The following is a 20,648-nucleotide window of genomic DNA, read 5'->3' on the forward strand; positions in this document are numbered from 1 at the left end:
TTACACATAACCAACGGAAGCAGCTTCTTCAAAGGCTGCTCCCGGTAATGATTTCTATCTGCAGTCACTACAAATCCTGAGGTGCCTTTAGCAGCAGGCGCTGGCGCAACTGCTGTTGCGCTGGCAGGGCATCCGGGTTATCTTCTACTACAAACCTAAGCTCCACACGCTCCTCTTCCGGCGTAAAAGCCTTTTTGTGTAACTCGTTCTGCCGCAAATAGGCAAGCTCCACTGTATCTTTGCCTTCCACCTCAATCAGCGGCTTTATGAGCTCATAAATGTTCTCCTCTGTCAAGGGCTCACCGTTTACCGCATACAGGATATCATACTTCTCCAGACCGAATCTATTGTCCATTGGCTCGGCTATCCAGAAGAACTTCTTTTCTTTCTCAAAGCCCAGCCTGAACTCCCCGAAGGTTAGCTTTGTGCCTTCCTTCTGGTCTGCATAGGCCCAGCCAATCTTGTTGTAGTACTCTTCATAAGGCAGCGGTGTACTGCCGATCACATAGTCATCGAAGAACTGGCGGATTTCAGGATAGGTACTGGCCACTATCACATCAATCAGTTCATCATCTCTGAACGGCTTGTTAGGGCCGTATTGCTTTGAGAGGTTCAGCATCAGTTCGCGCAGGCCCATCTGCCCATTGCTCAGTTCCTTCAGGCGGATATCGAGCAGGAAACCGATGAGCGCGCCTTTCTGATACACATTGCTGTACATCTCCTGGTACTCCGGCTCAATAATACGGCGGCTCATTTCTGTGAAAGACACATCTTCATATTCGCTCGCGCCACGCATTTTGTCTATCATCTCCTTCTGAAACGCCTCATAGGTTTTAAGGCCTTCCTGCAACTGCACGAGGTGCGAGAAGTATTCTGTTACCCCTTCATACAGCCACAGGTGCTGCGACAGCTTCGGTTCTTTGAAATCGAAATACTCTATTTCCTCACTGTGCACATTGAGCGGCGTAAGGATGTGCAGAAACTCATGCGAGGCCACGTCCAGCACCATACTCTTCAAATCGTCTCCGGTTTGTTCGGGCAGGAAGTACATGGAGCTATAGGAGTGTTCTAGGGCGCCGTAGCCACCATACCTGGTAACAGCAGACCTTCCCATCTTTGGGAAGTACATAATAAACTGGTAGCGGTCCACGGGCATACCCCCAAAGAAGTTGGTGAGCGCCGTGGCCAGCGGTTTAATCATCTCCCGGATGCTATCTGCCTGCACCATGCCCGTCTCGGAATGCACTGCTACCGAAACGGTAGTATTGCCGGTGCGGAAGCTGGCGGTATCGGGGCGGCTGTACATGATAGGGGCATCGGCCAAACGCACAAAGTCAGGGGCCTGCACCACATCCTGCTCCGGCGACTCGTGCGTGACGGGCAAAGAAGTGGCAGCCAGCAGGTGCGCCGGCTTCTGCACATTCAGCGTGTAAGGGAGCATCTTATAGCCTTCCAAATAGCCGTAAAAGCCGAAATGGTTGATCACAAAGTTGCTGTTGGCTTCAATGTTGGTGCCGCCCGGCTGGAAAATATAATTATCCTCTTTCTCTACATCCCAGGTATCGTCCACGAAATACTCGAGGCGAGCCAGCTTTTTTGCCTTCTCAATCACGAAGAGGTTCTTTCCCTGTCGCTTTGCTTTGAGCTTCTTCCCTTTTGCATCGTAAGCCTTAAAATTGCTGATGAAGCGGCCATAGTCTTTCTGAGAATAAGAACCCGGAATTACGCTTGGAATAATGTAGGTGATTTTGTTTTCCTTCACCTCCGGCGTGTTCACCACTACCTTCACTTTGTCATTAGGAACATTCTGCAGATCAAGGGAGATGGTATAAGCTTGTTGCGCCATCACCACAGACGACAGCAGGAGCAAAGAGCCCAGGAGGGAGATGCGTTTCATGTGCACGTTTTTTGTTGTACGAGGGGAGCAGCGGGATTGCTTCCCCTGCTCACAGAGTATAAGTAAAGATAGAAAGTATAATTCACTTATCCTTGTGCTTTACTCCTGTAAACGTGAGCCTAACGGCCGTAACAGCGCATGTACTCAGGGAACAGCTGGTACAAGCCGCTCCCTGAGTACATGCGCTATAGTGCCGGAAAAAGGAAAGGCCGAAGGAGGGAACCTTCGGCCTGACACACCTTAAACAAACAAAAACTTTAATGCATCACTATTTAGCTTTGCTATGATAAGAACCAGCTCAAGTTGTAATTGTTTGGTCAGCATAGCATTATTTTGCCAGAACTTTTCTTGAACAGAAAAGGCATTTTCAGTATCTTCCAGAAGAGCAACAGAAATAAAAAGCCATGAGTCAGCCAGCCTCCCCAAAGCGCTATACTTCCTTCAAAGAGTTTTACCCTCATTACCTATCGGAGCACCAGAATACAACCAGCCGTGTACTACACTTTACAGGCACCGGTTTATTGATTCTAGTTGCCGTGGTGGCTATTGCCTTAGGAAACTATCTGTGGTTGCTGCTGGTGCCTGTTATCGGCTATGGCTTTGCGTGGGTGGGACACTTCTTTTTTGAACGCAACAAGCCAGCTACATTCAAATACCCGTTCTATAGCTTAGCGTCAGACTTTAAACTCTTTTTTGATATTTTGCGGGGCAGGCAGGGGTTTAAAGCCAGCCGCAGGTAAGGTATGTAGTAATGCTGGAAATGAAAGCTTGTGGAGAAAAAGAAGGAGTTACATAATAGTAGAAAGCAGCGTCGCAATTAATGCTTTTACTGCAAGCATCACCACATTAGTGTTAGAAGCAGAATCTGCGCTATCTTCCTCTGAAGAGAAGGCATTCTTGAAATAAGCCATCGGGCTGGCCAGCACTTCCGTATCCAGCATCGATTTCTCAGGGGGCTTGGTAATCACTTTCTGCTTGGCCTTCGCAGGATTAGTATCACCGGCAACAGCTGTAACTGCAGACTGACTGTTTGTTTGCTCAGAGACAGTAGCTGCAGTTGATGTGGTGCTAGCTCCTCCGTTATTATTCGTGCTTGCCTGGGCAGTAGGCACTATTATCATACATAGCAGCAATACTGCTGCCATAGGTACATACTCACGCATTTGCTGCCACAGGTTTTTCATGCTCAAAAGTAAGAATAAAATTTACAACGAACAACAATTTAGTAGGATAATTTAGAGAATATGATTTTTACTATAACCTTCACATCGCCCTTATTACTAGCATTTTAACTACTTAAGCAGTTACCTTACCCTTACTTGCCTTTGGCAGGTTGAATTACTTTTAATTCTACAGGTACTACGCCTGCTTTGATAAAATCCAGCCGCCTCGCTGCCTTTTCTGATAAGTCAACTATACGTCCCTTTATAAAAGGCCCTCTGTCTGTTATCTTCACCTTTACGCTCTTATTTGTTTTAACGTTAGTCACCTTTACCCTGGTTCCTAAAGGCAACGTGCGGTGCGCAGCGGTCATTTTTCCCCGGCGGTATGGCTGGCCATTGGCCATGTCACGGCCCTGGAACTTACGGGCATAGTAAGAAGCTTTTCCCTCCTCGGTATAGCCGCGCTCCCCGAAAGCCGGGGCCGAGTTGGCACAGGAGCTAAGGCAAACAGCCATACAGCCAACGGCTATCACGCGTTTTGCCCAAATAACAGCAGGGTGTAAGGGTGTAGAAATGGAGCGCAAGGGCTGTAACATAGGTATATTATGATATTTTATATTGAAACGGTTGCCTGACTGATGAATTGCCTGATTTCCTGGTTTAACTTATCCACAGAAACAGCTTCGAGAGGGTGGCGCGTAGCAGGAAGCACCTGTAGTTGTGCCTTGGGAAGCTGCCGGTAAGCCCAGAGCGTCTCCTCCACGCTCACCATATTGTCCTGATCGCCCACAGCCAGGTGTACGGGCACCTGTATCTGCGGCAGCACATCGGAAGTAAGGTCGGGCTGCTCCCCCAGGTACAACATCATTTCAGCAGTTTTATGCATCACCTGCTTCCAATCCTGCGGATGGTGCCGCGTGGCCAGCGCCTGGGCAAAAGCGGGCACCTTTTCGGCTATCTTTTCCGGGTTCAGTAGCTTTATCTCTTTTGCTGCCGTTTCCGGGGACCAGGAAAACTTGGTAGCCAGCGTAAAAACGCTTTTTACGCACTGCGGGTGCTGCTGCGCCAGGCTTAGCGCGGCATAACCACCCATGCTATAGCCAAAGATATGCGTGCTGCTGATTTCCTTTTCCTCCAGCAACCGGAGAATATCCTGCACAAACAGCTGCATGCTGAAAGGCTCCTGCGGGAGAGGTCTCCCTCCATGGCCTGTAAAATCCAAAGTATGAACCTTAAACCGCTCCTGCAGGGCATTCGCAAGAGGTTCCATGGTAGAGGCGGCGCCAAGGGCGCCGTGCAGCAGCAATAAATTCTCCATAGGTAACGTAACGGCTTGGTTTGGCTAAGCCCAAAGTTAAACTTTTACAGTTGCTAAATTACAGAACTCCTAAATTAGCATTAAAAGTCCTCTAATATACACAAAATAGAATATTGCAGCATGACAATAGAAGAACTGCAGGACATTTGCCGGGAGCTGCCCGGCGTAACAGAGGACATTAAATGGGAGAATGACTTATGCTTTTGCGTAGAGAGCAAAATATTTCTGGTTGTGGGCCTGAACCAGTCGCCCGCTACAGCCTCCTTTAAAGCTACCCCGGAAGAGTTTGCTGCCATGACAGAGCGCTCAGGCTTTGCCCCGGCACCTTACCTGGCGAGGCACCATTGGGTATTAGCCAAAAGCATACACCACCTGACGAGGCAGGAGTGGGCACAGCACGCCCGGAAGGCATATGAGTTGGTAGTGGCTAAGCTGCCGAAAAAGGTGCAGCAGGCGCTACAGCAGCGGTGAAGCTCAGCAGGATTGGCTTGTATAAAAAAAGCCGGAGCAGCTGTATAGGCTACTCCGGCTTTTGTCTTTCTATCAGCTTTCTTTATTGCTGCTTTAGTTGATAATTATACACCTCCATGGCTTGGGTCAGCTTGTCTTTCTGGAAGAGGTTGATGACAAACTGGGCACCCAGCACACCGGCTCCTGCATACATTAGCGGGGAAATGCTCACGCTGCCACCGTTGGTCATATCCTGCGAGCTGTTAAAAGAGGATATAGCCCCGGCTGCCAGCAAACCTCCACCAAGTATGCTAATCCCTGTGTTGATAAGCTTATCTTTTTTGTGTTTGCGGAGCAGTGCCATACTGGACGCATTATCGGCAAGTACCTGCTCCAGGTTCTCGTAGTTTACCAGGTAAAGCGGTCCGTTGTCTTTTGAGAAGAAGTAGATACGCCTGCGGCTGCTGCGTGGCCCTCCCATTCCGTAAGGAGAATAGCCATAAGGAGAGTAGCCGTAGCCCTGGTTATAGGTCGTGCGGCTGGTGTAAAACCTGTCGATTCGCGGGCCATCCAGAATGCGCTTGGCAAAACTGTCGTAGCTGTTGCCAGCCTCAACACGGGCAAAAAAGCCTTCGTCGTTCTGGAAAGCGTTTACCATGCTGGGGTTATACTTCAGCGAGTCATCTACCAGAAAATGGCTCGACTTGAAGATAGGGGATTTGTACTGAATTTTGTTACCATATACAACGTCTCCACTCTGGAGCTGTATAAATTGTCTGCCCGGGCGGTTACTTTCCGTCTGTGCCATGCTGGCATAGCCGGTCAGAAGGCAGAGTATCAGGGTTAAATAGCTATGTTTCATCATTTTAATAACACAGAAAAGTCAAAAATATTGTGCTGTTTCAGTAGTGATTTTGCCTCAGAAGAGCACAAATAACATCACAACCATACCTAATAGTGCCAGGTATACCCAAAGCATTAAATGCCTGCGGTGCTTGCTGGGCACCATGTTGCTTATCAGCATCACCATAAACAAAAGACACAGCAGGTACAATAGTATAAACGTAACTGCCTTTACCCAGTTGGGCACAATCGTGTTCTCGGCCTGGTACTGGTTGCTAAGCCCCATGCCGGACAAGAGCCACTGAAGCCCGAAGAAAACGACTGTCTCAAATATAAGGAAGTAAAATAACCAGAGTACCCAGCTGTGTTTGCCAGCATTCATGTTTAAAGGCTTTTAAAAAAATGGAAACTCTTTACGTGAAAGCCCTCCCGGAAGTAGAACCGGTGAGCGGCACTGTTTGTAACGTAAGCATCCAACATTAAGGTATCGCAGCGGTGGCGCTGCGCCTCCTCCAGCATCCAGTCAGACAGCAACTTGCCCACTCCTGCGGAACGGTGCGCCGCATCCACCACAAAATTATCTGCCTCCAGGTATTTGCCACTGTACAGTTTGGCGCTGATCCAGAACCCCGAGAGCCCTACGCAGTTCCCCCTTTCGTCAAAAGCACCCACCATGCGATAGCCGTTTTGCAGCATCTGCTGCAGCAGTTCCTCATAGCGAGACAGCCCCATGTTTGGGTTTAGCTGCAGTATGAGGGGATGCTGCGCCAGCATTTCAGCCAGCCCCGCTATCTCGCGTACACTGTAAGTTGCCATAGTACCTGTGAGCAAATTTGAAAGCATAAATAGAATTACCTCGTGCTGTAGCCAGGCAGCTCTTTTGTACTGTATCTACTTGTATATAAGAGAACAAATATAAGACTCAGAAATTAAAAATCAGCCCCCATTCTTGTAAGTACACCTACAGGCACTGGTGGGATTGTACAGAAATACTGACAATCCTGCTAAACTTTACGCTTTTTTGAAACAAAAGCAGGGGCATATATCGTTAAAATACCAGGATATTGTAGGGTCATGAAGTTAATACGCAACATAAGATTAGATAATTATAAATTATATAGCGAGGGGGAGGCCAGAAAAATATTTAGTGTAGGCTATGAAAACCTCACTACTTTTATCTATTACCAGGATGGTAAGAACATCTATAAACTGGTAGTGGCCAAAGACGACAACCCTCCTATTGTTATAGAAAAGGACATTACGAGAGCACAGGCTTTTCGTTTAATGAATACCCGCCCATAAAGAAATGGACGGGTATTCGTGTTCCATCTGCTTTTCTATTATCGTATTGTGTTTCTGAGAAGGTGCAACCACCCTTTTCATACATAGTTCTTACATATTTATTATGGCCCACTCCCCGATTTCCTTTTCTGCCTTGCACTAACTTAAGAAACGTCCGACATTTTACCTTAAGGTTAAGAAGCCAAAACCCTGCCCTCCTACACAAGCAGGGGCTATCAGTATGGAATTTTTGATTTCAAAAATGAAGTACGGCAGCCTGAGGCAGAAGCTGCCGCAGGAAAAATACCTTCAGCTTTTTGGATACAGTGGCGTATACCTGAGCATGAAAATAGAAAATCGCTATTATAGAATCGCGGCCATTGGATTAGTGCTGAACCTGTTGCTGCAGGTGATTCTGTTTTTTGCCGTAGACCCGTATTTTGCCTCTATTTTGTCTCCGCTGTATTCTATCTGGTTTATACTGTTTATAGTGGGATGGCGGAATGAACACCCACGCCGCTGAAATGTGCAGCAGCATCAGGCTGCAAACAATTCTGGTCAAACAATGGTTATACTACTATAGCTTTGAATAAGAGGTACCTCAGAAGGCTGCAGGCATTGTACTCAAAACAGATTAAGCCTCACTTTATTGAAGAATTTACACCGAAAACGCAGAAGCCTGATTAGCTTGGCACTTTTTATGATTAAAATTTGCTTGGGTGATACAGCCCGTGTAATATAGTGCCTATGTCTGAAGAAAATATCATGGCCGATGAGAGCCAGGTGCAGCACATGTTCCTGCATGTAGAAAGTAGCGATGCGGTGTGTATGCTAAACATAGCCGGTCACCCGTACCGCCTTCGTGAGCTCGTTTTTATGATGATAGAGAATGGCTGCCGTGTAGTGAAGTCGTCTGCCGAAGCTTACAAAACCTTTGATTTTGATAAAGAGACAGTGGAAGTATATGACTTCCTGACTTCCATTATTAAAGCTAAATTCTTACCCTAGCAATTTGCTTAAACAAAGAAGGCTGCCTGTTACGGCAGCCTTCTTTGTTTAAATGTCTTATAGTTGTTTGATTTCAATTTCTCTTGGTTGGCCTGTGCTTTCATGGTAAGGTAATTTTACCATCAGCTGACCTTCCTGGTATACCGCCTCAACGCGTCCTAAATCTACCTGCGGAGGTAGCATAAACATACGGTTGAACAAGGGCGCGGCCATTTCCGGGTTCTCCTTGCTTTGCAGTACAGAGAAAACAGTCAGGTTATTATTATGAAGCACTATTTTAAATGCCTCTGGGTCTACACCGGCTGCCCAAACATTAATAACAGCTCCTTTTTTGTATTTCTTTATATCAACATATGTCTCGCTCACGCCGCCTCCCAAAGTGTTCAGCAAGTCGATTTGCAAGGCTATGTTCTTCAGTAGTTCTTTATCTTTTATCAATTTCATCTCTTTCTCCTCTTTTCGTTTACAAAGAGAATATTGCAAATGCGATGCCAATTATCTTATGAGGTCAATCTAATACATATTGCGCCAAAATGGCCTAAAATTAAGAAAGGGCAATAAAACAAAAGCCAAATTGTCATACTATATAAATAGTAATAAGAGGTATAGTACAATAAAAATACAGCAACAGCGCATAAAGGCTATCATCAAAGCTTAACCAATTATAGGGCTGCTGTAGAGAGCATCCTGCATGTGCGTAGCAGTGATAGCAGCAGGTTTCTGGAGCTACCATCCTGGCCCTAGAAAGCCGCCAGCAGAATCACCTTACAGGGATTGTGGTAGTAGATAAAAATCCGCATTAATAAACCATAACACCCTGTTGTTCCCCCACTTCAGTCAATCCCTGAGCACCATAAAACTACCAAAGAAAAAGCTCAAAATAAGGAAGAAGCTTGCCTTAGGCAGCTGCCTGCAGAGTAAGCACAAAACCAGAATACAGAACAACATCCCGAAACCACCCGTACATCCAATCATACAATTAAGCAACCTAAACAAATAAAACTATGAGTACAAGAATAATGACACTACTACTGGCAGCGGGCCTTCTGGCTAGCTGCAGTGAAACAAACCAAGAAGTAGAAGACACCGGAGATGTGCAAGAACTTGCCTCCGAAGACACTGCTGTAATGTATGAAGACATGGCAGCACGGGAAAGACTTACCGCCGATGGCCTTGAGGTAAAGGACATGGGCGAAGGCTTTTGGACCGGCGTTGATGTGAATGCACCTGTTGTAGAAAACCCCCGCATTACGGACACTGACGTAGAGACCCGCCGTGGCCAGGGATATGACCTCTACACCATGGATGAGCGGGTGCTCTTTGACCTTGACAAGGCACAGTTACGCGAAGGAGCCGAAGATAAGCTGCGCAGTGTAGCGGAGTCTATCAACGAGGTGAGCCCAAGCGGCCCAATCAGAATTTATGGTCACACTGACTCACTTGCCAGTGCTTCTTACAATGAGCAACTCGCGGCGGAACGTGCCAACACTGTGAGAGACTGGTTCGCGAACAACACCGACATAGACCCTGCCCGCATGACCACGCATGCCGTAGGAGAGGAGCAACCAAGAGCCACAAACGAGACAGCTCGTGGCCGCCAGCTTAACCGACGCGTGGCAATAGCGGTGGCTACAGGAGATGAAGCGCAGGCCACGCCTGCTCAGCAGCAGCAACAAATGCAACCGCAGCAGCCATAATTGGATTTGGCTGTGACCGCAGCTTCACATCTTACCTGATGCGTGAGAAGAATAGTAGCTGCAAAAATTGAATTAAATTTTGGCATATGAAGAATTGCCCAAACAGGAATTATTAATAAAAGCAGAGGGGAGGCATACGTGCCTCCCCTCTGCTTTTATTATGTATCTCATGGCTCGTGTAATTTGTATTTGTTAAAATGAATATTGTATTTGCTATACTTCTGCCTTTGCATGGCCTATAAGCACAGTATTACCTATGAAACAAATCTACTTCAGGAACAACTTTGTAAACATCTACTATGACAAGGATCTTTGTCTGGGCAAAGCTGAATGGAAAGGCGATTTAATAGGAGCTGAATACAGGGAAGCCGTTCTGCTGTGCCTGGACCTGATAGACAGGCATGAGCTGATTGGCTGGCTTGGCGATAACCGCAGAATGAACTCTATACGCCCTGACGACCTGGAGTGGAGCGTAAGGGTGTTTTTGCCGAAACTGCTGGAGAGTTCTTTACTGCGGCTGGCAAACCTTCCCTCTGAGAATGAGCAAAACCGGACGGCAGTGGAAGCCATCTACAACAAAACCAACATCCCGGACAAGGAGCTAACAGTACGCAGTTTTATAAGCGAAGAGGAGGCAGCGGCATGGCTGAGGGAGTTGCCTGAGGCGAAAAAAGCCAGGGACTCCGAATAGCGCCCCTGACTCTTCCTGGTTATACCTCTTTTCCTTTACTCTTTCTTTATATCATTTGGCTTTGCCAGGTTGTGGTAAGCAGGGCCTTCCAGCACCTCTCCCTCTACCGAGAAACGGCTACCGTGGCAGGGACAGTCCCAGCTCTTTTCGGCGTTGTTAAAATGCACGACGCACCCCATGTGCGTGCAGATAGAAGAAACTACGTGCAGTTGCCCCGTATCATCTCTGTATGCCGCCAGCTTTTCATCGTCTATTTCTATCGTTTTGCCTTCCCCGGCCTTTATGTCCTTTAACTGATCTGTTTCACCATAGAACATATAGTCCTTTATCAGGTGCGTGGCCACGTGCACATTTTCTTTGATGAATTTAGGCGCAGAAGCCACAGGCGTAAAGCGCTTCGGGTCGTAGGTTTCAGCCCACTTGTTTTCCCTGCCAGCTATCAAATCACTTATAAGCATACCCGATACAGCACCCCAAACAAGTCCGTCAGCAGCGAAGCCAGTAGCGATATAGGTGTTATTTTGCATCGGGCTGGTACCGATGAAGGGAAGGTTATCGTCTGGTTTATAGTTTTGGGCTGCCCACTTATATACAATGTGGTCTACATCGAAATGCTTCGTCATGTACTCCTCTATCTTCAGAAAGCTCTCCTCGTTGTGCTCCTTGTGCCCTACCTTATGCGGCTCGCCCAGCACCAGCAGGAAGTTGCCCTGCTCGTTGCTGTAGGGGCGCACAGAGTGCTGCTGGCTCTGCATCTGGTGCCAGTATACGCCGCCCGCCAATGGGTCACCTTTCAGGCGCACAGCCATGGCATACTCGCGGTGTGGTTCCATTTCAGTGTGCACCATGTAAATTCCTTTGGGAGAATGAGTGGCCATCACCACCTGTCTGGCTGTTACTGTACCTTGTTGTGTTTTCACAATACACGGCTCCCCGTCTTCAACATCCATTACCTTCGTGCCTTCATATATCCGGCAGGTATCGCTCTCGATGGCAGCAGCCAGCCCTTGCACATATTTAAGCGGGTTAAACTGTGCCTGGTGTGCAATATTAGCCATAGCCTCCACCTGGTAAGGGAAGCCCGCAGGAACTTCCCCTGTAGCGGGTAAACCTGCTTTTTTGGCTGCTTCCAATTCCTTCTCTACCTGCTTATTCTGGCTGCTGGTTTCGGGGGTAGTGAACAGGTACCAGGGCACACGCACAAATTCACAGTCGATGCTGAACTCCTGCACCCGCTGCTCTATAAAATCGATGGCAGCGCTGCGGGAGTTGGCTACTGTCCGCATCGCTTCCTCGTTATGCTTCGACTCGATGGAGTGAAGGCGCTCATCTATGGGAGCGTAAAGATTGCCTGTGGAGGAACCCGTAGTACCGGAACCTACTTTCAGAGCCTCCAGGACCGCTACCCGTTTACCCGCTTTAGCCAGATTATAGGCTGTGCTCAGCCCGGTGATGCCCGCGCCTACTATGGCAACGTCCACCTCTATATCCCCTGATAATTGGGGATACGTTTTAAAAGTAGTGGTTGCACTCCATAATGCTTGTGTGATGTGATCTGCTGCCATCCTGTTCTTGCTTTAGTGTGTATAGTAGAGGATCGCAGAAAAGGAGGTTGAGGTTTAGCAGAGAGCTTGTTTATCCATGGCACCCCGGTATATTACGTATAAATATGGTGTTGGTAAGTACTTATTACAACCGTACATCCTTTCAGTGCCTTCGCTTCGCTTATAAAATGCACTATACCTTAGCTATAAAGGCTTTATTATGACGCATAAAAGTAAATTTATACGTATTGTACGTATAAACACTTAAGCCCATACTACCTTTGCTGTAGATGGAGCCATTAGCTTTGATGACATGTTAAAAGTATACTACGAAACCGAACACATACGCCTGCGCTATGATGAGGAACTGCAGCTGGGAATGGGCCACTGGAAGGGCTTTGTGAGCAGTAATGAACTTCGGGCTACGGCACTCCACACCCTGGAATTTGCAAATACGCACGGTATAACCCGCTGGCTCTCCGATCGCAGAAAAATGAAAGCCATTCGGCAGCAGGACCAGCAATGGACAGTAGAAGAATTCATACCTAAAGTACTAGCAAGTCCGCTCCGCCGCGTGGCCACTATTGTTTCTGAAGACATATTCAACAACATGGCAGTTGAGCAGATGCTGAAGCGCAGTGGCGGCCTCGGCGATATTGCCCTCCGCGACTTCAACAATTTGGCGGAGGCTATGGAGTGGCTAAAGCAACCTCTTGAACAGGAAAAGGCTACAGGGGCTGGTGCTTCTTCTGCAGACTAGATTCATTTGGCTTCTGGTACAGAGGCATACATAAGCCTCCAAAGCACTTAAGGTCAGGTGCGCACGCTGCCAGGCCTTCAAGATATCATTCTACACCCCCATCAGTTTTTCATGCAGAATATCCAGCATAGGATTTTGTATATCCTGTTAATTATGGCTATACTAGAACGAAATTTAACTATGGTGGCACATATAGCAAATTAAAGCATGAAGAAATTAACAGGTCTTAGTTTAGTTCTGGCAGTGTTCGCTGCCGTTATATTCCTTTCAGGATTTCAAAGCTCAGAAAAAGAACCAATGCGACACATCGTTGTTTTTAAGTATAAGCCAAGTGCAACTCCTGCACAAATAGAGCAAGTGACACAAGCCTTTGGTGAGTTAAAAGACAAAATTCCAGGTATTACAGCCTATGAGCATGGCGTTAACGACAGCCCGGAAAACAAAAACCTTGGCTTTACCCACGTATACCAACTAACGTTTGAAGATGCTGCAGCGCGGGACAATTACCTGCCGCACCCTGAGCACAAGAAATTTGGTGCACTGCTGGGCCAGCTAAATGTGCTGGAAGATGCCTTTGTTGTGGATTATGCTCCGGCTAAGTCCGGGAAATAAAGCCCTTCTTTCTGCCTCCTGTTTCTATTATTGAAAATGGATTTTCAAATTCATAGGCAGGAAATGCTTTTAGAAGAAGCTCCGTGGTTGGCAAAACGCTCGCAGGAGCTGCGCACGCTGCGAGGTTTGAACATTTATAAAAAGGAGGAGCCACAGGAAACACCCTGCAGCTCCTCCTTTTTATATCATTGAAACAAACTATTTCAGAATTTTGAATTCGGTGCGGCGGTTCTCCTGGTGCTGTACTTCAGAACAAACCACGCCGTCGGCACACCTGTTAATCAGTTTAGTTTCGCCGTAGCCTCTTGCTGTTAACCTGTTTCTGTTAATGCCCCTGGAGATGATGTAATCTACGGCGGCCTGAGCTCTTAACTGTGACAGCATATCGTTATAGCGGTTGGTCTGGCGGCTGTCGGTGTGTGAGCTCAACTCTATGCGAATAGCAGGGTTGTCTACCAGTGTCTGTACCAGCTTATCCAGTTCCCTGGCGGCATCAGGGCGTATGTTATGCCTGTCCAGGTCATAAAAGATGTTGTCCAGCACAATAGGCTTGTCTGGTATGCTGCGGTTAAATATCATCTCCACCTTCACAGAGTCGGTATTGTAGCGGCAGTCTGGTGTAATGTTCAATGTCTGCGTCAGGTACCCAGGCTTGGTGCCTTTGATGGTATAGTTTGTGCCTGCTTTTACAGGGAACATGAAGCCGCCATTCTTATCGGAGTATACTTCCAGTGGCGTGGCGCTTCCTTCTTCAGTGAGTTGCAGCAACACCTCTTCCACCGGCTCCTCTGCCTTTCTAGAGGTACCGGCAATCGCAAAGTGCTCAATGGTTTTACCAATCAGGGTGCACGGCACTTTAAAGGCTTCAAAGGTAAAGATGTCGTCAGAGCCGTTCTGCGCCAGGCGACCGGAAGAAAGCATTCCTTTGCTGCCGGTGCTGTCTGTCAGTATCCCGAAATCATCATGCGCGGTATTGAGCGGGTACTTCAGGTTCTTTACTTTCGTCCAGCCCTTATGCGACCCAATAGCTTTAAACATATCCAGACCACCCATGCCCAGGTGCCCATCCGAAGAGAAATACAGACTGCCGTCTTCCCCCAGGCTGGCAAAGCTCTCACGGCCACTGGTATTGATGGCGCTTCCTGCATTCACAGGCTGCCCCCAGGAACCGTCGGTCTGGCGTTCGCTGAAATAAATATCCGTCTCACCCAGGCCTCCAGGCATATCTGATACAAAGTACAGCACCTGCCCGTCAGGCGTTATCGCCGGATGCCCGATGGAGAACTCGTTTGTGTTGTTGTACTTAAAGGGCTTTACGTTTTCCCATTTTTCCCCTTTGCGCTCTGCCGTATAAATGCCGTGGCGGTTGGTGTGGGTGCGGTTGTCGGTGCCTTTAAACCAGCTGGTGGGATCGGGGTTCGTGTGGCCGGCGCTGCGCTTTACCACATGCGTACGGGTAAAGTACAGGGTATTCTCTTTGGCCAGGTAAACAGCCGGACCATTGTGGTAGGCGGTATTTACTGAAGCGGGCAGCGGTACAGGTGCAGCATAGGTACTGTCGGAGGTGGCTTTGGCCAGGTACAGCTGTATGTAGCCGTTGCCTGTCCAGTTACTGCGCTCCGTCTGCTGCTTTTTATCTACTACCAACCTGTCGGAGGCGAACAGCAGGCCATCATTCGTTTTAACCGGGCTAAAATCTGCCCCCTCACCACTTACCCCTTCGTGCTTCTGCACATTAAAGGATTCCGGCCGTTGCATCCACAGCAGCGCAGTATCGCAGGAGGCCGCCATCCGTAAGGCTAAGGCAGCCTGCCCGGGTACTTTGCGGCCATAGTCCAGGAAAAGCATTTTTGCCTTGGCATAGTTCGCGTTGCGCTTCGCAGACTCAGCGTAAAGGTAGATATTTGATGGGTCAGCTTCCGGGAAAGCAATGGCCTGTGCATACCAGAACTCCGCCTCCCGGCTGTTATTCAGAATGCGGTAACTGTCGGCAATGCGCTGCACCACCGTCAGGTTAGGTTCTCCTTTATCCAGTATGCCTTTGTAAGCCTCGAGGGCAAGGCTAAACTCGTAGTTATGGAAGTACTTGTCTGCTTGCTTCATCTCCTGTGCCGTCACCGCCACAGGCCCTCCAATCATCAGCCACAGCAAGAGCAGCAGGGTAAATTTTGTTCTCATAAGGGTACGCTAAATATTATAGGTTTCGTGGCGTCAGGATGCGGCCATACTTCTTTTGCAGGAAGGTGTAGCCGAGCGATACCTCATGACTACCGTAGTTTCTCAATGCGGTCAGGCTCATGTCATAAGAGTAACCTACCCGGAATTTTTGTGTGACATATACTTGCGCTATAACTGCGAGGGCATTTCGTTTGTCCAGCTGCTTCATCTCCTGCTTTGTGAACATAGGCAGGGCTGTGCGGTAAGAGGCACCAAACCAAAGCCGGTTGTATAGCAGCAGGAAAGTGTTCAGATCAACACCTGTAGGGCTTCTAAAATCCTCTTTCACCAGAATGCTTGGCTTCAGGCGTATGTTCTGGTTTAAGTCAAACATGTAACCTGTAGACAGGAAGAAGTGGCGGCGTGGGGTGGCGATTTCTGTTTCGCTATCCTTAAAAGGAATGAGGCTGGCCGCCGACAAACCCGCATAGTACCGCTCGGTGTTAAAGAACAGGCCCACTTTCAGGTCCGGCAGTATCTGCGACACACGCCCCTGTGGTATCGCCGCGTCCGGTATTTCACTTACCGTACCCGGGTCCAGTCTTGTGCCGTCAAACACATATTGCGAGGCGCCTACCGCCACACCCAACGACAGTGTAGAGAAATGGTCCAGGTCGATACGGGTGGAAGCGTTGGCATATACGGCTGTCTGGCGCTGGACTCCTATCTCATCGTTCAGCAGGTGCAGGCCCCATCCAAGATTTTTGGTATGGGTGGGCCCGTCTATGCTCAGGGTTTGGGTAGTTGGTGCGCCCTCAAAGCCTGTCCATTGGTTGCGGTAGGTGGTGTTGATGTTCAGGATTTGCTTGCTGCCGGCATAGGCCGGGTTAATCACCAGTTCATTAAAGATGTACTGGGTATACTGCGGCGCCTGCTGCGCCATGGCGGCCGGAGCTGCCGACAAGGCAAATAATACCACTAGTATCCTGAGTATTTTCACGTGATTTGCCATCTCCTTATCTTACTATCGTCACAAATCCTTTGAAAGTCTTGTCGCTGCCATCGCACATTCTCAGGCGCGCCACATAAAAGTAGGTGCCCTCACTCAGGTTGTCGCCGTCCCAGCTGTTTCTGTATGATTTGGACTTATACACTTCATTGCCCCAGCGGTTCAGAATTACCAGTTCATTTTGCGGGTAATTCTGCAGGTTCTGGATAACCCAGGTATCGTTGTTGCCATCGTTGTTCGGTGAGAATACATTTGGGAACGACACGTCTGGTTTTGCCAGATCCTTGTTGGGCACTATGCTAATAGGGTCACTGCTGCAGCTTCCGTTACTGGCTGTCACGGAGATAAGCCCTGTGCTTTCGCCGGGTGTAACGGTAATTCTAGGAGTGCCCTGGCCTGACATGATAGTCCAGCCCGTCGGTACTCCCCAGGTATAGGTAGTGGCACCGGCAACGGCTTCTACCTCCACTTCATATACCAGTCCTTCGCAAGGAGTGCTGCGGTCAAAGATAGTAGACGGAGCCGCTATAGGCACACCATTCACCTGCAGCGCAGTTTCATGGCTGCTGCCACACCCGCTGACGGCTGCGACTGCGACTGCGCCTGCACCCTCTCCTGTTACGACTGTGATTTCCTCTGTTCCCTGGCCTGTGGTAATGGTCCAGCCTGCTGGCACGCTCCATTCATAAGCAGCTCCCTCACTCCCTGAAGCTACCCTGTAAACAACCGAACGGCCTATACAAACATTTGCGGGACCTTCAACAGCTGCTGGTGCGGCAGGCACACCCTCTGATGGTATAACCTCTAACACTGCAGCACCGCTACCACCGCAGCTGTTCCTTGCTGTTACCTTCACTTTACCTGCAGCGGAGGCTGCCTCCACCTGGATAGTGGCAGTACCCTGGCCCGACACTATTGCCCAGCCTGCCGGCACCTCCCATACATAAGAATCGATGCCTGCTGAGGCTGCTACACTATAAGTAGTTGCAACGCCTACGCAAGGGCTTTGGGAGCCAGCGGTTATCTGTGGGGTAAGCGGCATTACCTGTGGCGCTACCGCTATTGCTTTTGTGCTACCGGCGCCGCAGGCATTGGCCGCTGTTACTGCTATCTCGCCTCCTTCTGCGCCTGCTGTTACGTTGATGCTGGTAGTGCCCTGCCCTGAGGTAATTGTCCAGCCCGCTGGCACCTCCCAAGTATAAGAAGATGCGTCTGGCAGGGCAGTAATACTGTAGGTGAGATTTGCTGTGCCCTGGCAAAAGCTGCTTTGCGGTGTATGGATAGCTGCTATGGCTGCCGGCACGGCTGCTGTTGGCGCTACTGCCAGTGTAGCATTTTGATTGCTGTCCCCGCACCCGTTTACTGCTGTCACGGTAATGTCGCCTGCTGCAGTGCCGGCTTTTACCTCGATGGCAGTGGTGCCTTGTCCATTCAGGATAACCCAACCAGCAGGCACCGTCCAGGCATAAGAAGTGGCGCCGCTCACAGCAGCTATACTATAGTTTTGATTGCTGCTTCCACAAACAGCCTGTGTCCCGGTTATAGCACCAGGCGCAGCAGGAGGCAGTGTAGAAACAGTTACACTCTTCTCCACCCTTGCTTCTCCGCAACCATTGCCGGCAGTCAGGCTTATAATACCATTAGTACTTCCTGCTTTTACTGTTACCTGCGGTGTGCCCTGGCCGGATACTATTGCCCAGCCAGCAGGCACTTCCCATATAAACGTGCCGATGTTTACAGCATCCAGCACCTCAAAGCTGACAGTAGCGCCCACGCAAACATCGTTATTCCCCTCTGATAACTGAACATTTATGGGAGCAGTAGCGACAGGGGCTACAGACAAGGCGCTTTCAGGGCTGGTGCCGCAGGCACTTACCGCTTTTACTGTAACCCTGCCACGGCCTGTGCCCACCGTAACCTGAATGCTCGTGCTGCCCTGGCCTGTAGTGATGCTCCACCCCTCAGGCACTGTCCATACATAAGAAGTGGCACTGCGCACAGCGGCAATACTGTAGGTATTATTTGTGCTGCTAACACAGGCATGGGATGTTCCGGTAATTGGACCTGGAGTAGCGGGTGCGCCCTGTGTGGACCCTACTGTGATAGCGCTTCTGGCACCGGTGCCGCAATCATTCACAGCCGCTACTGAAATCTCTCCGCCATTACTGCTGGCATTTACCGTAATCTGATGTGTGCCCTGTCCTGCTGTAATCACCCAGCCTTCCGGCAACCTCCAGTCGTAGTTTAGAGCCGTGGCAACTGCATCAACTGAATAAATAAGCCCCACTTCCACGGCACAGGTATGTAATGCGCCCGTAATAGGCCCCAGAGCGATTGGGGCAGCTGTAACAGGCGCCACTGGTAAAGTGGTAGCAGGACTGGTACCGCAGGCGTTCTCTACCTGCACCGAAACGTTTCCTGCACTGCTACCCACTCTTACGCTGATCCTGTTCGTGCCCTGCCCTGAGAGAATGTCCCACCCCTCCGGCACCTCCCAGTTATAGTTTTCAGCACCTGCCACAGGACTTACTTCATAGGCGGCTGTACCGCCCACACAACCTTGCGTAGTGCCGCGTATAGCGGCTGGCGCTGCGGGAGCTTCGTCGTATATCAGCACATCCAGCGCCTGCCCCTCACCGGTACCGCAAGGGTTTACAGGCTGCACACGCACCTGGCCACCGCTCCCGGTGGGGTTCACGGTGATTGCTGTGGTGCCCTGCCCGGTTAAAATCGTCCAGCCACCAGGGACCGTCCAGTTGTAGCTGCTGGCGTTTGCTACCGGTGCAATGCTGTAGGTAAGTGTTTCTGCGTTGCGGCATAAACTGCCTGGCCCCTCTATGGGACCGGGTTTTGCAGGCGGGCCACTCATAGGAGTTACTTCAAAGAGCCTGGCCGGGCCTTCTCCGCAGGTGTTACTGGCCGTAACCTTTATAAAGCCAGTATTTTCGCCTGCTTTTACCTGAATGCTGGTAGGGCTAAGCAAGGTGTAGCTCCAACCTGAAGGCACACTCCAGGTATAGCGTGTAGCACCCTCTACCAAGGCAATACTGTAGACATAGCTTTCATCCACGCACACCTCGCTTGGCCCTGTTACCTCTCCTGTTTCTGACAGGAGCACACAGAAAGTGAGGTTAGCGTTGTTGTTGCCCCGTATTTCATCAATCCCGTAGCCAGACACATCTGCCATCAGGAAGCCGGAGCCTGCCATGTTTAGCCTAACGGTTATAGTGAGCGTGGCTTCCTCTTTGTAGTTCAGGTTTCCTGCCGTCCAGGTGTTGCCACTGAAAGTAGTGCCCGGCTTAGAAGAGGTATAGCTCAGGAGGTTGCCACTATACTGTACCGGCACCATAACACCGTTTTCGTTTACAGGGCCGTTGTTCCTGATTCGGATAGTGTAGGTGACAGTTTCACCGAATTCATACGTGTTCACACCTTTAGAGCCAGGTGTCTTGCTTAGCGTCACTTCTAAATCCGCAGGAAAATGAAGCACGTTGTTCGTCAGCCTGATTTCTCCTTGTGTGGCGATCAGGCGCCCCTGCAGCTGTGCCCCTTCATTCATGGTGATGTTACTCTTGGAGAAGATATTGCCGATGGCTGAGGCACCTCTTCTCACTGTCACCTCTTCTTCTACTACCCAGTAAATATTGATGCTGCCTGCACCGTTCAGCATTTCATATTCTGCCCTTTGAATATGAAGCTTATTTGCAACCTGGATGATGAACATGGCATTTTCCTGGCCCTGCCCGTTAAAGGTCAGCTTTCCGTTGAGACTGGCATCTCCGTTAATGCGGTATACGCCTGGAGTTAAAGTCCTGCCTCCGAGGTGTCCATCGTTCAGGGTAGCAGTCGGAAGCTGACTGCCCAGGAACGTTTGTGCCAAGAGTGCCTCTGCTAAGGCCAGTTCTGCATACAGGTTCTGCTCATGTCTTTCCCGTTTGATTTCTCCCGGTGGAAACCCCTCTATAGGGCCAGCAGAAGTACCTACACTTGCATTTACGACAGTGCCACCCTCATTCACTATTTTTTGCGATGCGAGTGCATTAAATTCATAGACGGCACCAAGCGAAGGAGCAGTTTGAGCAAAAGCAGCAGTTGAGAACGCATAAAAGCCAATCAGCAAGAATATGACTTTTCCTAAAAAGTTCCTCATTAAGTCCTATCGTAAATGTTATTCAAATTAATATTCTCTCCCCAGGTATCCGGCACTGTTATTTTTTA

General features: G+C 49.3%; 21 protein-coding genes. 9 read left to right on the forward strand and 12 right to left on the reverse strand.

What is annotated here, in order from left to right; genetic code table 11:
• Positions 1 to 67 precede the first annotated feature (67 nt).
• The gene (locus tag DXT99_RS21395; RefSeq protein WP_115567636.1) at positions 68 to 1,897 is read right to left on the reverse strand and encodes a M61 family metallopeptidase; all 1,830 of its coding nucleotides are present in this window, start codon (positions 1,895 to 1,897) and stop codon (positions 68 to 70) included.
• A 404-nt stretch (positions 1,898 to 2,301) separates the two neighbouring features.
• Here DXT99_RS21395 and DXT99_RS21405 point away from each other — a divergent pair, with 404 nt between their 5' ends.
• Entirely contained in the window at positions 2,302 to 2,637 is a 336-nt protein-coding gene (locus tag DXT99_RS21405; protein ID WP_115567638.1) for a DUF962 domain-containing protein, read from the forward strand.
• 48 nt (positions 2,638 to 2,685) lie between these two features.
• On the opposite strand, the gene DXT99_RS21410 is transcribed toward DXT99_RS21405, so the two are convergent.
• The 3 genes from DXT99_RS21410 to DXT99_RS21420 all read right to left on the reverse strand — a co-directional run bounded on the left by DXT99_RS21410 (position 2,686) and on the right by DXT99_RS21420 (position 4,378).
• Positions 2,686 to 3,081, reverse strand: coding sequence for a hypothetical protein (locus tag DXT99_RS21410; protein ID WP_115567639.1), 396 nt, complete (start codon positions 3,079 to 3,081; stop codon positions 2,686 to 2,688).
• Positions 3,082 to 3,212: 131 nt separating this feature from the next.
• On the reverse strand, positions 3,213 to 3,656 hold the full coding sequence (locus tag DXT99_RS21415) for a septal ring lytic transglycosylase RlpA family protein (RefSeq protein WP_246000924.1): 444 nt from the start codon (positions 3,654 to 3,656) through the stop codon (positions 3,213 to 3,215).
• 17 nt (positions 3,657 to 3,673) lie between these two features.
• The gene (locus tag DXT99_RS21420; protein ID WP_115567640.1) at positions 3,674 to 4,378 is read right to left on the reverse strand and encodes an alpha/beta fold hydrolase; all 705 of its coding nucleotides are present in this window, start codon (positions 4,376 to 4,378) and stop codon (positions 3,674 to 3,676) included.
• A 120-nt stretch (positions 4,379 to 4,498) separates the two neighbouring features.
• Between DXT99_RS21420 and DXT99_RS21425 the strand changes: the two genes are divergently transcribed.
• Positions 4,499 to 4,849 carry an MmcQ/YjbR family DNA-binding protein gene (locus DXT99_RS21425; protein WP_115567641.1) on the forward strand — a complete coding sequence of 117 codons (351 nt, stop codon included), beginning with the start codon at positions 4,499 to 4,501 and terminating at the stop codon, positions 4,847 to 4,849.
• An 82-nt stretch (positions 4,850 to 4,931) separates the two neighbouring features.
• On the opposite strand, the gene DXT99_RS21430 is transcribed toward DXT99_RS21425, so the two are convergent.
• Genes DXT99_RS21430 through DXT99_RS21440 form a run of 3 tightly spaced genes read right to left on the reverse strand, consistent with a single transcriptional unit; the run spans position 4,932 to position 6,487 of the window.
• Positions 4,932 to 5,693 carry a hypothetical protein gene (locus DXT99_RS21430; RefSeq protein ID WP_246000926.1) on the reverse strand — a complete coding sequence of 254 codons (762 nt, stop codon included), beginning with the start codon at positions 5,691 to 5,693 and terminating at the stop codon, positions 4,932 to 4,934.
• Between the two features lie 54 nt (positions 5,694 to 5,747).
• Positions 5,748 to 6,053 carry a hypothetical protein gene (locus DXT99_RS21435; RefSeq protein WP_115567642.1) on the reverse strand — a complete coding sequence of 102 codons (306 nt, stop codon included), beginning with the start codon at positions 6,051 to 6,053 and terminating at the stop codon, positions 5,748 to 5,750.
• Positions 6,054 to 6,055: 2 nt separating this feature from the next.
• Positions 6,056 to 6,487 carry a GNAT family N-acetyltransferase gene (locus DXT99_RS21440; protein ID WP_181885212.1) on the reverse strand — a complete coding sequence of 144 codons (432 nt, stop codon included), beginning with the start codon at positions 6,485 to 6,487 and terminating at the stop codon, positions 6,056 to 6,058.
• A gap of 258 nt (positions 6,488 to 6,745) precedes the next feature.
• On the opposite strand from DXT99_RS21440, the gene DXT99_RS21445 reads away from it, so the two are divergent.
• The 3 genes from DXT99_RS21445 (at position 6,746) to DXT99_RS21455 (ending at position 7,960) form a co-directional block, all read left to right on the forward strand.
• Entirely contained in the window at positions 6,746 to 6,973 is a 228-nt protein-coding gene (locus tag DXT99_RS21445; RefSeq protein ID WP_115567644.1) for a PH domain-containing protein, read from the forward strand.
• A gap of 220 nt (positions 6,974 to 7,193) precedes the next feature.
• Positions 7,194 to 7,475, forward strand: a complete 282-nt coding sequence (locus DXT99_RS21450) for a hypothetical protein (protein WP_115567645.1) — start codon at positions 7,194 to 7,196, stop codon at positions 7,473 to 7,475.
• A gap of 224 nt (positions 7,476 to 7,699) precedes the next feature.
• A complete protein-coding gene (locus tag DXT99_RS21455; RefSeq protein WP_115567646.1) occupies positions 7,700 to 7,960 on the forward strand; it encodes a hypothetical protein in 261 nt (86 codons plus the stop codon).
• Positions 7,961 to 8,017: 57 nt separating this feature from the next.
• Here DXT99_RS21455 and DXT99_RS21460 read toward each other — a convergent pair whose 3' ends face one another.
• Complete coding sequence (locus DXT99_RS21460; RefSeq protein WP_115567647.1) at positions 8,018 to 8,404, reverse strand: Hsp20/alpha crystallin family protein; 387 nt, start codon at positions 8,402 to 8,404, stop codon at positions 8,018 to 8,020.
• A 560-nt stretch (positions 8,405 to 8,964) separates the two neighbouring features.
• Here DXT99_RS21460 and DXT99_RS21465 point away from each other — a divergent pair.
• Positions 8,965 to 9,657: an OmpA family protein gene (locus DXT99_RS21465; RefSeq protein ID WP_115567648.1), complete on the forward strand. Its 693-nt coding sequence runs from the start codon at positions 8,965 to 8,967 to the stop codon at positions 9,655 to 9,657.
• Between the two features lie 256 nt (positions 9,658 to 9,913).
• Positions 9,914 to 10,348, forward strand: a complete 435-nt coding sequence (locus DXT99_RS21470) for a hypothetical protein (protein ID WP_115567649.1) — start codon at positions 9,914 to 9,916, stop codon at positions 10,346 to 10,348.
• A 35-nt stretch (positions 10,349 to 10,383) separates the two neighbouring features.
• On the opposite strand, the gene DXT99_RS21475 is transcribed toward DXT99_RS21470, so the two are convergent.
• Positions 10,384 to 11,913: an FAD-dependent oxidoreductase gene (locus DXT99_RS21475; protein WP_115567650.1), complete on the reverse strand. Its 1,530-nt coding sequence runs from the start codon at positions 11,911 to 11,913 to the stop codon at positions 10,384 to 10,386.
• Positions 11,914 to 12,205: 292 nt separating this feature from the next.
• On the opposite strand from DXT99_RS21475, the gene DXT99_RS21480 reads away from it, so the two are divergent.
• Both DXT99_RS21480 and DXT99_RS21485 read left to right on the forward strand, forming a co-directional pair.
• Positions 12,206 to 12,652 (forward strand): hypothetical protein, encoded by a 447-nt coding sequence (locus tag DXT99_RS21480; RefSeq protein ID WP_115567651.1) that lies wholly within the window; start codon positions 12,206 to 12,208, stop codon positions 12,650 to 12,652.
• Between the two features lie 207 nt (positions 12,653 to 12,859).
• Positions 12,860 to 13,264: a Dabb family protein gene (locus DXT99_RS21485; protein WP_115567652.1), complete on the forward strand. Its 405-nt coding sequence runs from the start codon at positions 12,860 to 12,862 to the stop codon at positions 13,262 to 13,264.
• A gap of 198 nt (positions 13,265 to 13,462) precedes the next feature.
• On the opposite strand, the gene DXT99_RS21490 is transcribed toward DXT99_RS21485, so the two are convergent.
• The 3 genes from DXT99_RS21490 to DXT99_RS21500 are packed head-to-tail and all read right to left on the reverse strand — an operon-like array spanning position 13,463 to position 20,580.
• Complete coding sequence (locus tag DXT99_RS21490) at positions 13,463 to 15,442, reverse strand: OmpA family protein (protein ID WP_246000929.1); 1,980 nt, start codon at positions 15,440 to 15,442, stop codon at positions 13,463 to 13,465.
• Between the two features lie 16 nt (positions 15,443 to 15,458).
• Complete coding sequence (locus DXT99_RS21495; RefSeq protein WP_115567653.1) at positions 15,459 to 16,433, reverse strand: PorP/SprF family type IX secretion system membrane protein; 975 nt, start codon at positions 16,431 to 16,433, stop codon at positions 15,459 to 15,461.
• 4 nt (positions 16,434 to 16,437) lie between these two features.
• The gene (locus tag DXT99_RS21500; protein WP_115567654.1) at positions 16,438 to 20,580 is read right to left on the reverse strand and encodes an ice-binding family protein; all 4,143 of its coding nucleotides are present in this window, start codon (positions 20,578 to 20,580) and stop codon (positions 16,438 to 16,440) included.
• Positions 20,581 to 20,648: the final 68 nt, after the last annotated feature.

Source organism: Pontibacter diazotrophicus (assembly GCF_003367245.1).
Lineage (GTDB): Bacteria > Bacteroidota > Bacteroidia > Cytophagales > Hymenobacteraceae > Pontibacter > Pontibacter diazotrophicus.

Coding starts and splice junctions, on each gene's coding strand:
- DXT99_RS21395 (WP_115567636.1), bottom strand. CDS start 1,897: ATGAAACGCATCTCCCTCCTGGGCTCTTTGCTCCTGCTGTCGTCTGTG.
- DXT99_RS21405 (WP_115567638.1), top strand. CDS start 2,302: ATGAGTCAGCCAGCCTCCCCAAAGCGCTATACTTCCTTCAAAGAGTTT.
- DXT99_RS21410 (WP_115567639.1), bottom strand. CDS start 3,081: ATGAAAAACCTGTGGCAGCAAATGCGTGAGTATGTACCTATGGCAGCA.
- DXT99_RS21415 (WP_246000924.1), bottom strand. CDS start 3,656: ATGTTACAGCCCTTGCGCTCCATTTCTACACCCTTACACCCTGCTGTT.
- DXT99_RS21420 (WP_115567640.1), bottom strand. CDS start 4,378: ATGGAGAATTTATTGCTGCTGCACGGCGCCCTTGGCGCCGCCTCTACC.
- DXT99_RS21425 (WP_115567641.1), top strand. CDS start 4,499: ATGACAATAGAAGAACTGCAGGACATTTGCCGGGAGCTGCCCGGCGTA.
- DXT99_RS21430 (WP_246000926.1), bottom strand. CDS start 5,693: ATGATGAAACATAGCTATTTAACCCTGATACTCTGCCTTCTGACCGGC.
- DXT99_RS21435 (WP_115567642.1), bottom strand. CDS start 6,053: ATGAATGCTGGCAAACACAGCTGGGTACTCTGGTTATTTTACTTCCTT.
- DXT99_RS21440 (WP_181885212.1), bottom strand. CDS start 6,487: ATGGCAACTTACAGTGTACGCGAGATAGCGGGGCTGGCTGAAATGCTG.
- DXT99_RS21445 (WP_115567644.1), top strand. CDS start 6,746: ATGAAGTTAATACGCAACATAAGATTAGATAATTATAAATTATATAGC.
- DXT99_RS21450 (WP_115567645.1), top strand. CDS start 7,194: ATGGAATTTTTGATTTCAAAAATGAAGTACGGCAGCCTGAGGCAGAAG.
- DXT99_RS21455 (WP_115567646.1), top strand. CDS start 7,700: ATGTCTGAAGAAAATATCATGGCCGATGAGAGCCAGGTGCAGCACATG.
- DXT99_RS21460 (WP_115567647.1), bottom strand. CDS start 8,404: ATGAAATTGATAAAAGATAAAGAACTACTGAAGAACATAGCCTTGCAA.
- DXT99_RS21465 (WP_115567648.1), top strand. CDS start 8,965: ATGAGTACAAGAATAATGACACTACTACTGGCAGCGGGCCTTCTGGCT.
- DXT99_RS21470 (WP_115567649.1), top strand. CDS start 9,914: ATGAAACAAATCTACTTCAGGAACAACTTTGTAAACATCTACTATGAC.
- DXT99_RS21475 (WP_115567650.1), bottom strand. CDS start 11,913: ATGGCAGCAGATCACATCACACAAGCATTATGGAGTGCAACCACTACT.
- DXT99_RS21480 (WP_115567651.1), top strand. CDS start 12,206: ATGTTAAAAGTATACTACGAAACCGAACACATACGCCTGCGCTATGAT.
- DXT99_RS21485 (WP_115567652.1), top strand. CDS start 12,860: ATGAAGAAATTAACAGGTCTTAGTTTAGTTCTGGCAGTGTTCGCTGCC.
- DXT99_RS21490 (WP_246000929.1), bottom strand. CDS start 15,442: ATGAGAACAAAATTTACCCTGCTGCTCTTGCTGTGGCTGATGATTGGA.
- DXT99_RS21495 (WP_115567653.1), bottom strand. CDS start 16,433: ATGGCAAATCACGTGAAAATACTCAGGATACTAGTGGTATTATTTGCC.
- DXT99_RS21500 (WP_115567654.1), bottom strand. CDS start 20,580: ATGAGGAACTTTTTAGGAAAAGTCATATTCTTGCTGATTGGCTTTTAT.